8 protein-coding genes and 2 pseudogenes are annotated in these 9658 nt (G+C 66.5%); 5 read left to right on the top strand and 5 right to left on the bottom strand.

The window, feature by feature from the left end; all coding sequences use genetic code 11:
* Positions 1-84: pseudogene (locus tag A5622_RS29430) on the bottom strand (class I tRNA ligase family protein); the annotation flags it as partial.
* Here A5622_RS29430 and A5622_RS27110 point away from each other — a divergent pair.
* Positions 80-463: pseudogene (locus A5622_RS27110) on the top strand (methionine--tRNA ligase); the annotation flags it as partial. The pseudogenes A5622_RS29430 and A5622_RS27110 sit on opposite strands and share 5 nt — an antisense overlap.
* 188 nt (positions 464-651) lie before the next feature.
* Entirely contained in the window at positions 652-1014 is a 363-nt protein-coding gene (locus tag A5622_RS27105) for a PAS domain S-box protein (RefSeq protein WP_051445841.1), read from the top strand.
* A 12-nt stretch (positions 1015-1026) separates the two neighbouring features.
* Here the strand turns inward: A5622_RS27105 and A5622_RS27100 are convergent, their stop codons facing one another.
* The 4 genes from A5622_RS27100 to A5622_RS27085 form a co-directional block, all read right to left on the bottom strand.
* Positions 1027-2073, bottom strand: a complete 1047-nt coding sequence (locus A5622_RS27100; protein WP_066882401.1) for a polysaccharide deacetylase family protein — start codon at positions 2071-2073, stop codon at positions 1027-1029.
* Positions 2074-2095: 22 nt separating this feature from the next.
* Positions 2096-4102, bottom strand: a complete 2007-nt coding sequence (locus A5622_RS27095; protein WP_066882391.1) for a hypothetical protein — start codon at positions 4100-4102, stop codon at positions 2096-2098.
* A gap of 115 nt (positions 4103-4217) precedes the next feature.
* A complete protein-coding gene (locus A5622_RS27090) occupies positions 4218-4928 on the bottom strand; it encodes a TetR/AcrR family transcriptional regulator (RefSeq protein WP_066882389.1) in 711 nt (236 codons plus the stop codon).
* 122 nt (positions 4929-5050) lie between these two features.
* Positions 5051-5728 carry a TetR/AcrR family transcriptional regulator gene (locus A5622_RS27085; protein ID WP_066871829.1) on the bottom strand — a complete coding sequence of 226 codons (678 nt, stop codon included), beginning with the start codon at positions 5726-5728 and terminating at the stop codon, positions 5051-5053.
* 509 nt (positions 5729-6237) lie between these two features.
* On the opposite strand from A5622_RS27085, the gene A5622_RS27080 reads away from it, so the two are divergent.
* Genes A5622_RS27080 through A5622_RS27070 form a run of 3 tightly spaced genes read left to right on the top strand, consistent with a single transcriptional unit; the run spans position 6238 to position 9648 of the window.
* Positions 6238-7452: a PPE family protein gene (locus tag A5622_RS27080; RefSeq protein WP_066882387.1), complete on the top strand. Its 1215-nt coding sequence runs from the start codon at positions 6238-6240 to the stop codon at positions 7450-7452.
* Positions 7453-7507: 55 nt separating this feature from the next.
* Positions 7508-8080 (top strand): dTDP-4-dehydrorhamnose 3,5-epimerase family protein, encoded by a 573-nt coding sequence (locus tag A5622_RS27075; protein ID WP_066882385.1) that lies wholly within the window; start codon positions 7508-7510, stop codon positions 8078-8080.
* Positions 8065-9648: a sugar transferase gene (locus A5622_RS27070; RefSeq protein ID WP_066871838.1), complete on the top strand. Its 1584-nt coding sequence runs from the start codon at positions 8065-8067 to the stop codon at positions 9646-9648. Before A5622_RS27075 ends, A5622_RS27070 begins: the two co-directional genes overlap by 16 nt.
* Positions 9649-9658: the final 10 nt, after the last annotated feature.

Here is a 9658-nt window from a genome sequence, read left to right as displayed (position 1 = left end):
GCGCAGCAGGAAATAGCGCACCTGGTCGACGCCGAGCGTGTCGATCAGGTTGATCGGGTCGACCACGTTGCCCACCGACTTGCTCGCGACGGCCGACGGTTTGTTGGAACGCGTCCGGGCCAATTTCGACGCGCAGGCGATGCACCTGGCCCTGGAAGCGATCTGGCTGATGCTCGGCGAGGCCAACAGGTACTTCTCGGCGCAGCAACCCTGGGTGTTGCGCAAGAGCGAGTCCGAGGCCGATCAGGCGCGGTTCCGCACCGTCTTGTACGTCACCTGCGAGGCGGTGCGCATCGCCGCGCTGCTGGTGCAGCCCGTCATGCCCGACTCGGCCGGCAAGCTGCTGGATCTGCTCGGGCAGGCGCAAGACCAACGAGCGTTCGCCGCGATCGGCACGCGCCTGGCGCCCGGCACGGCGCTGCCCGCTCCGACCGGGGTGTTCCCCCGCTACCAGGTCGAGTGAGCGGACCGCTCAACGCCGCGTGACCAGCGGTCGAAGACCCGGACAATTCGGTTGAAGAGCAAGCGAGTTCGGCGCCACGGCCAATTCATCGGGAACGCTTTGGACAAATGTGTCCAACATAACTTCTGGCATAGACCATAATCTTCGGTGTGGAACGACGCCAGAACAGGCAACAGAGCCAATCGCCGATGACGACCTTGAAGGAGCTGCCCGCACTGGTTGTGCTGGAGCGGATCCCGGTTCCGGTGCTGGCGATCGGAGACGACGGCAGTATCTTGTTCGCCAACACCGCATTTGCCGACATGATGGGTTACGAGCCGGAAGAGACCCTGTCGCTGCGATTCGAACAGATCTTCCATCAGGCCCCCGCCTCGGATTCGCTGTTGGCGACGGTGCACGCGCTGGCGAACATGGTCGTCGAACTGGCGCACAAGGACGGCTCGGTGGTGCGCGCGATGATGAGCAAGTCCGCCGTACGACGGGTGGACGATCAGTTCGCCCTCGCGGCGTTCCAGGATCTGACCGAACAGCTCTGGGAAGAGGCGCGCTAGCGCCGCTGACCCTTAGCGGCGGCCGGCCGCGCCGGGCTTGTGCCGCCGCCGCGGCAGGCCGCCGCAGACCGTGAGCCGGAAATGGTCGAACGTGGCGTTGCCGCCGACCGCCAGCCGCGGCAAAGCCAGCGGGTCGCAGCCGCGATCGGCGAATCCCGGTGTGGTGGACAGCGCCCAGCGCACCCCGCGGCGGCGCAAGACATCCTTGGCCCGGTCATCGAAATCCTGCGGCCGGCCATTAGGGTAGGCGAAAACCCTTGGCGTTGAGCCGGTCTCACGTTCGATCGCCACACAGGAATCGGTGATCTCCCGTTCGACCTTGTCGTCGCCACACCGGGCAAGGATGGGGTGGGTCACCGTGTGCGGATACAGCCTCACCAGCGGGTCACCGGCCATGTCCCGCACCTGCTCCCAGGTGAGCATCCGGAACGGGCCGGCGTCCCCGTCGTCGCGGTACCCGAGCGCGGCCAGGACCTCATCCAGCACGGCGACGCGTTCGGTGTCGCCGAGGTTCTTCAGCGCCTCCACCGCGGCCGCGTAGACCCGGCCGCGCCTGGCGTCGCCGTCGAGCGAACGCGTCCCCAATTTCAGTGCGGCCAAGTCGACTTCGGCCACCGCGGTGCGGGCGATCGCCAGCCACAGCCGGTCGGGCCACAATGTTTCGCCGGTGCCGATCGGACCCGTCGCCAGGAACACCGACGCGGGCAGGTTCAACTCGCGCAGCACCGGCAGAGCGTGGGTCGCGAGGTTGCCGGTGCCGTCGTCGAACGTGATCGCCACCGCGAGTGGCGGCAGCGTCCCGTCGGCAAGGGCCGCCAGGGCCTCCTCGAGCGCGAGGACGTTGAAGTGCTTGCGCAGGTACTCCAATTGGCGGCGGTACATCGCCACCCCGCCGACATGCCAGCAGGGCGGCGACAGCGGCGCGTCTTCCACGCCGTGGAACATCACGATGGCGAGCGCGTCGCGATGTCGTCGCCGGGTGAGTGCCGGGACACCGGCGGCGCACAGCGCTGCGGCCGCGATGTTCCTGACGGCGGGGCGGATCTCGATGTCCCTGATTCGCGCCATCAAGGGCCAAACGCTATCGGCGCCGCCATGATTCGCGCCTGACCCGCCACAGGATCACCCCGGCGCCGACGATGGCCACCGCCACCCAGCCCGCACCGAACCAGTACAGCCAGTCGAGGTTGGAATGACTCGCCGATCCCCCGGCCGAGGCGCCGGCGGCCAGCGGCGGGTGATCGACGGTCACCGGGTCTTGCCCGGGCACCGACACCACCGCGACACCCTTGAGCCGCTGCCAGTGCTTGTTGTTGTCGCTCTTGAGCCACCTGATCAGCTCGTCGAGCTGCCCGGGCGCGCCGTTGGACGTCGCGATCAGCAGCGACCGCCCGTGGTTGAAAACCGTTTGCAGAGAAGCGAACCGCAGCACCGGGTCCAGTGTGAGCTTGGCCGGCTTGTCACCGGGGCCGACGGCGCTGACGGTGATCGGGCCGCTGGGCCCCGCGGCCACCGGCAGCGCCACCTCGGACTGGTTCCACCCGTCGGCGGAAATCAGCAGTGCGGGATCGGAGGAGTCGATCGCCTGTTTGATACCGGTGACAGTGGTGTCGATCGGTATCGAGCTGATTCGCTGCAGGCCCACCACGATGTCGAGCGCGCGCACGGTGTCGACGAACGAGTGCTCGGCGATGCCGACCTGGACGCGGGGCATCAGGGTTTGGGGCATCGACTGAAAACCGTCGGGCACCGGCGGCGCGGCGGGGCTGCTCTCAACCGTGCTGTCGCCGTTGATGTTCAGCGTGAGCAGCTGATTTCCCGGTCCGGCGGTGTAGAAGTCGCCGCAGTGTCCGACATTGCTCGCCACGTCGAGTACCAACTCGAGGTTGGTGTAGCGCTGCAGCAGCCGGTCGGGCACGTCGATCCAGCGGTCGATGGTGCCGTGGCCGTCGGTGGGCCAGTGGTCGATGGTTTCCGGGCCGATCGTCACCGCGATCTGGCCGACGCCGTTGTTCGACGTCGGGGTGTAGGACCCCTGCAGATGCACCCGCACCGAGTGGATGGATCGGCCAAACCTGGTCTGGTCCACTCCGATCGACACCCGCGGTTGCAGTGAGGTCGAGTTGGCGAAGGGCTGTCCGAGCTCGCGCAGCGAGGCGGTATTGCCGGGCAGTTGCACCTTGGGCTTCGGCGAATCCACCGTGGCCTTGGCGGACAGGGCCAGCTCCGACACGTCGCTGAACAACGCGGCCGTGTCCGAGTCGTCGGCTCGGTTCAACGGCCCCGACATCAACAGCCACGGCACACCGGAGGAGCCTTGCAGCGAAAGCCCGTTATCCGGACCCTCTTTGACGACGATCTGGCGCTCCAGCGATTGCGGCGGGGCCGGGGGCGCGGCCTGGCCTTCCTGCAGGGGGATCACCACGATGTCGGGAACCTGCTTGCCGTAGTGCGCGGCGGCGGAGGCGGCGAGCTGAATTGCCGTGTCGGACTCCGCCGTCGAGGGCGACTGCGGCAGATAGATGCTCAGCTTCCGCAGCACCGGCGGCAGGAAATGGGCCACGGTGGTCGGCGGCAATTCGGCCCCGGTGTAGGTGACGGTTCCGTTGGTCAGCCGCAGGGGGCTTTCCTGATACAGGCAGTATCCGTCCACCGGAACCAGGTATGCGTGCACGGTGACCGTCAGCCAATTGTCGTTGACTTCCGCGCCCGCCAACGGGATCGCGATCGGTGTCTGGTCGGCGGTGGGCAGGTTCAGCCTGGCAAGGGTGCGCTCCCCCTGCGTCACGGTGATCATCCCCGACCGCAGATTGATCGGCAGCTCGACCGTCGTATTCAAAGCGGCCGGCGTCAGGCCGTGCAGCACCGGCACGGTCAGCTGCTGGCTGCTCGTCAGCCCCCAGAATTCCAGGGTGGAGGCGGACCCGACGTCGAGCAGCGACAGGGTCGTCGTCGAGTCCGTCGACGGGGCCGGGTCGGCCGGCGCAGCCCATGATGCCGGAGCGCTCATCAGCAAGAATCCGACGACACCGGCCAGCGCAATTACTCGACCGAGAGATTTCCGGTATATCACCGGAACAGTATGCATTGTTGAAAGCGCTTCAACCCCAATAACGGAATCGCCGTCGTGGCGACCGCGAAAAGGTATCTCGCAACGCCTCTTCGAGATCCCGCGGCGCCTCGGCACCGGCTATGGGCGAAATCTAATCGGTTTGCGATTCCGCGGTGGCGTCGTCGCGGGACGCCCTGGCCGCGGCATGACGCATTTCTTCGCGCCGGAGGAATTGCCGGAAGTAGGGCAGCGATGCCTCGGAGACGACACCGGGAAGCAGCAGGTTCCAGATCTGATGCAGGCGCTCGGTGGGGTCGCCGACGATGTTGCCGATCCTGCCGTGGCTGGATATCGCGTTGGCTACCAACCGCGCCCCGAAGATGGTGCCGATGACCGACGCGCTGAGCACGTCGGGGTCGATTTCGTTGCGGAGGTCTCCCTCTTTGATCGCCCGCCGAGCCTCTTGCGCCGTCTCCAGCATCAAGTTGGCGTAGAACCGCGAGGCCGCGGCGTTGAATCCGCTTAACGCCGTGGCCAATTGCGCGGCCGCGCGGGCCATTTTGTCCGAGCTCAGCACCTCCACGATCGTGAACGTGCCGTGCAGCAGGTTCTCCAGCCCGGGCGACGACGATCCGCAGACATTGCGGAAAGCGCTGAGAAGGGTGTCGGAGCCTTCCTCGATGATGTTCGACGCCAACGATTCTTTCGAATCGAAATGGTGATAGAGGGCGCCCTTGGTCATTCCGGTCCGCTCGATGATGGTGCTCCAACCGGCGGCGGCATACCCGACGTCACTGAACACTTCGATGGCGGAGTCGAGGATCTTCCGGCGGGTGGCTTCAGAGCGAACTTGGCGCGCCATGGTGCACGCACCTCCGGGATCTCATCGGATGCGCAGAGCGCTCATCTGGTTTCACATTGCCCGCAAGACGGCTCACAGTATCAGTCGTTACAACGATCCGACCGTGCAAACTGCCCGCGCCGTTACTGGTCGTCGGCATCCGCTGAACTGGTGGTGATGGCGAGCGCCGCACGCCGCCTGAGGAATTGGCGGAAGTATTCGGTGCGGTCCGCTTGCAGAATCCCGGTCAACAGCAAAGACCAGCACTTCTCCAGGTCGCGCAGGAACCGCTCGGGGTCGTCCAGGTCGCTGGTTTTGCGCAGCCCCATGTGCAGCGAAACCATCAGGCGGCCGATGTCCTGCGGGTCACACTCGTCGTTGATATCGCCCTCGGCCTTGGCCTGCTCGGCGACCCTGCCCAGGGCTTTGATCCACTGATCGAACAACTTCGCCTGCAGCCCGTCCGAGAGGCCGACCGACTCCATCAGATTCAGTCCCGACCTGACGGCATCGGTCTTGATGTCCTTGATGGCGATCAGATACGAGAAGTCGATCAGGGTCTCGAGGCCCGAGAGGCCGCGCGTCATCAGTTCTTGCACGGCGACGGCGCCGGCTTCTGTCTGGCTGTCGATGATCGCGACGGCCAGCGCGTGCTTCGACTTGAAGTGGAAGTACATGGCGCCCTTGGTCAGCTCGGCCTCGGCGAGGATGTCGTCGAGACCGACGTCGTGGTAGGGGCGCCGGGCGAACTGGTGGGATGCGGCCCGCAGGATCTGTTGCCGGGTCGCGTCCGCTCGTCCGTCAGTCGAATGGGTCGTCATAACACTCGCGAGCTCAGGTACCCCGCGGCGCGGGTTGGGCGCCGCCGTTTCGCCCGAGGCCGACGCCGCGGGCCGTTTCGCCCGCCGTTACGTCGTCGAACGCCTTGCTCATGCAGGGCACAACTACCTCGGTTCTTCAGGGGTGGGAGCGAACACGCACCCGTGTCGCTCAAGACATGTAGCCCACTCCAGAGGTTAGCAGTCATACGGCTGTCCCGTTTGACGCGTGCGTAAATACCTGAGGTCTAGATCACACGCTATTGTCAAACCATTGGTATGTTTTGTACGCTATTGTCAGATCGTCAGTTTGGTAACGGCCTAAACATCGTCTCGACCGTCTGCACCGCATAAGGGGAAGCACATGTCGTTCGTCACGGCGAACCGCTGGTCACAGGCCTCAACCGGCCCACGGACCACGGCTGACCAGCGGATTGTCGACGCACCGACGATCGCCTCCACCTCTCCCGCCGCCGGCGCCGCGTCGGCCCGGCAGCCCGTCACGGTCTGAAATGATCGATTTCGGAGCGCTTCCGCCGGAGATCAACTCCATCCGGATGTACACCGGACCCGGCCCGCTTTCGCTGATCGCCGCCGCGGTGGCCTGGGACGGCCTGGCCGCCGAATTGCATGCCGCATCGAGTTGCTACCGCACGGTTATCGCGGGCCTGACCACCCAGCGCTGGATGGGCCCGTCGTCGCTGGCGATGGCCTCCGCGTTCGCGCCGTACATGGCGTGGACGGCCGGGGCCGCCGCCCGGGCAGCGGAATCGGCCGGTCAGGCCCGGCTCGCCGTGGAGGTCTACGAAGCCGCCTTCGTGGCGACGGTCCCCCCGCCGGCGGTCGCGGCCAACCGGGCGCAGCTCGCGATGCTGGTCGCGACCAACTTCTTCGGCCAGAACGCGGCGGCGATCGCGGCCACCGAGGCCGAGTACGGCGAAATGTGGGCGCAGGACGCCGCGGCGATGTACGAGTACGCCGCGGGCTCCGCGGCCGCGTGCTCGGTGACCCAGTTCAACCCGGCGCCCAAGATGACCAACGAGAGCGGGGTGGCCGAGCAGTCCGCGACGGTCGGGCGGGTCACCGCGCAAACCGAGCAGGCAAACCTCGCCCAGGTGGTGTCGAAGGTGCCCACCACGCTGCACCAGCTTTCCTCGCCGATGAAGTCCAGCGTCTCCATGCTGACCGACACCGGCAGCGACGTCGGCACCACCCTCGGAACCACCGGGAGCACGGCGACCGACTCGTCGATCATGACGGGCCTCGCGTCGGGCATACCCGGCGCCATTCCCAGCGCGTTCTCGGCGGCGGCCACCCCGCTGTATGGGATGTCCTCCATCCTCGGCATGGCCCAAACCGCACAGGGCTTGGCGAATGCCGCCAGCAGCGGGGCCGCGGCCGCGGCGTCGGGGGCAGCCAGCGCGGCGAGCTCCGGCGCGGGCGCGCTCGGATCGCTCGGCTCGATCGGCTCGGGTGTCTTCGGCAGCCTCGGCAGCGCCGCGTCGCTGGGCCCGCTGGCCGTGCCGGCGAGCTGGACGAGCGTGATCCCGGCCGCCAACAGCGCCGTCTCCGCGCTGCCCGCCATCAACCTCGCCGGCGCGAACGTGCCCCCCAGCGTCATGGGGTCGTTGCCGCGCCTGGCGGCCGCGACGGGCAAATCGCTCGGACCCCGATACGGCGTTATCCCGACCGTGATGACCCGCCCGCCGGCCGCCGGATACGCGTAAACCCACGCATGAGCGCAACGGTTTTCCAGGCCCGGTAGTCAAGAAGGAGCGGTAAGTGAAATACACGCCCACCAAGGTCGCCGGGGTGACAATCATCGATTTAGAAATCCACCGTGACCATCGCGGGTTCTCCTCACGGACGTTCTGCGCCAGGGACTTCACCAATCACGGGCTGAATTTCGATGTCTCGCAGACGAATATCGTCTTCAACTACACCCGGGGCACCGTGCGTGGGCTGTACCGTCAGGTGCCGCCACACGCCGAGGCCAAGCTCGTCCGCTGCACGCGCGGCGCCGTTGCCGCCGTCGCGGTCGACGTCCGTCCCGACTCGCTGACCTATGGCGACCACGTGATGGTCGACTTGAGCGCCGACGACCACCGGACGCTGTACCTGCCGCCCTATGTTGCGCACGGCTTCCAGACTCAGGTCGACGACACCGAGGTCAGCTACCAGGTCAGCGGGGACTACGCGATGACCGACGAGCAGGGGATCCGTTGGGATGACCCCGAATTCGGCATCTCGTGGCCCATTCCGGTCACGGTCATCTCGGAGCAGGACGCGAGCTGGCCCGCACGCAAACCCAGATTGGTTCCAGTGGAACAGGTGGCGACATGCATCAGTCGGTAATGATTCGCAACACCGTGGACATCATGCCCAGCCGCCGACCGGTTAAGCCCTGGCCCGCGGACACGACCGCGGTGCGCCGCGGCGACACCAACGGCTCCCCGGCAACCGCCGCTCCGGCGTCCTCGGCCGGCGGCAACGCGTTGCGGCGCTGGCAGGATCAGTACTCGCAGTACCTGCGGATCAGCGACTCGGTGATCGTCTGCGCGTCGGTGCTGTTGGCTCAGTATGTCCGGTTCGGGGAGATCGCGAACACCTCGGGTTACTCGGACCCGACGATGACGCTGTTCTCCTTCCTCTTCGCGGCACTGTGGCTGTCGGCCCTCGCGGTGTTCCAGACGCGCTCGAGCCGGATCATCGGGGCGGGCATCGAGGAGTACCGGCGGATCGGCACGGCATCCTTCTGGACATTCGGGATCATCGCGATGGTCACGCTGCTTGCCAAGGTCGATCTGGCCCGCGGCTATCTGGCCATCGCGCTGCCCGTCGGGACGCTGGCGTTGTTGGGAAGCCGCAGCGGGTGGCGCAAGCACGTCAACCGCAAGCGGGCCGACGGCCATTGCCAGACCCGGGTTTTGGCGATCGGCGACCGCCAGGCGGTGACCCACCTCGCGCACGAACTGGCCCGCAATCCGCTGGCCGGCTGCATCGTGGTCGGTGTCTGCATCCCCGGTTATGGTCCGGGCCGCGGCAACACGCTGACCATCGGCGGCCGGGAAATCCCGATCCTGGGCGACCAGACCCATGCGGCCACCGCTATCGCCAGCTGCGGCGCGGACACAGTGGCGCTGACACAGACGGATCACTTTGGGATGCACGGGATCCGAGAGCTGATGTGGCAGCTCGAGACGATGGACGTCGACCTGGTGGTGTCCCCCGGTGTGATGGACGTGACCGCGGCGCGCCTGACGCTGCGCCTCACCGCGGGCCTGCCCCTGCTGCACGTCGACAAGCCGCAATACGAAGGGGCACACCGCTTTCAGAAGCAGGCCTTCGACTTCCTGTTCTCGCTGGCGGCGCTGGTCGCCACCGCGCCCATTCTCATCGCTGCTGCCATCGCCATCAAGCTGACCAGCAGGGGGCCCGTCTTCTACCCGTCGGAACGCATCGGCGTCGACGGAAAGCCCTTCACGATGCTGAAGTTCCGCACCATGACCGACGGGGCGGACACCCAGCTCGAGCAACTGCTGTCACTCAACGAGGGCGCCGGCGGCATGCTGTTCAAGATGCGCGACGACCCCCGGGTCACTCCCATCGGCAAGATCCTTCGCCGCTACAGCATCGACGAGCTGCCCCAGTTCATCAACGTCCTCAAAGGCGACATGAGCGTCGTCGGGCCGCGGCCTCCGTTGCGGCGCGAGGTCGACAACTACGAAAACGACGTGAAGCGCCGGTTGCTGGTCAAGCCCGGAGTCAGCGGACTGTGGCAAGTGAGCGGCCGTTCGGACCTTTCCTGGGAAGAGTCGGTGCGGCTGGATCAGTCCTACGTCGACAACTGGTCGATGTCAGGCGATCTGGTGATTATCGCCAAGACGGTGAAAGCGGTACTCACAAGCCACGGAGCCTACTAGGCTCGCGAGC

Origin of the sequence: Mycobacterium sp. 1245801.1, from assembly GCF_001673055.1 — a bacterium.
GTDB classification, from domain to species: Bacteria; Actinomycetota; Actinomycetes; order Mycobacteriales; family Mycobacteriaceae; genus Mycobacterium; species Mycobacterium europaeum_A.
Note: the sequence above shows the minus strand (reverse complement) of the source record. Positions and strands in the feature narration are given on the sequence as shown.

What these genes read in the sequence shown, in the direction of transcription:
- A5622_RS27080 (WP_066882387.1), top strand. Translation starts at nt 6,238, where the DNA reads ATGATCGATTTCGGAGCGCTTCCGCCGGAGATCAACTCCATCCGGATG.
- A5622_RS27105 (WP_051445841.1), top strand. Translation starts at nt 652, where the DNA reads ATGACGACCTTGAAGGAGCTGCCCGCACTGGTTGTGCTGGAGCGGATC.
- A5622_RS27085 (WP_066871829.1), bottom strand. Translation starts at nt 5,728, where the DNA reads ATGACGACCCATTCGACTGACGGACGAGCGGACGCGACCCGGCAACAG.
- A5622_RS27095 (WP_066882391.1), bottom strand. Translation starts at nt 4,102, where the DNA reads ATGCATACTGTTCCGGTGATATACCGGAAATCTCTCGGTCGAGTAATT.
- A5622_RS27090 (WP_066882389.1), bottom strand. Translation starts at nt 4,928, where the DNA reads ATGGCGCGCCAAGTTCGCTCTGAAGCCACCCGCCGGAAGATCCTCGAC.
- A5622_RS27070 (WP_066871838.1), top strand. Translation starts at nt 8,065, where the DNA reads ATGCATCAGTCGGTAATGATTCGCAACACCGTGGACATCATGCCCAGC.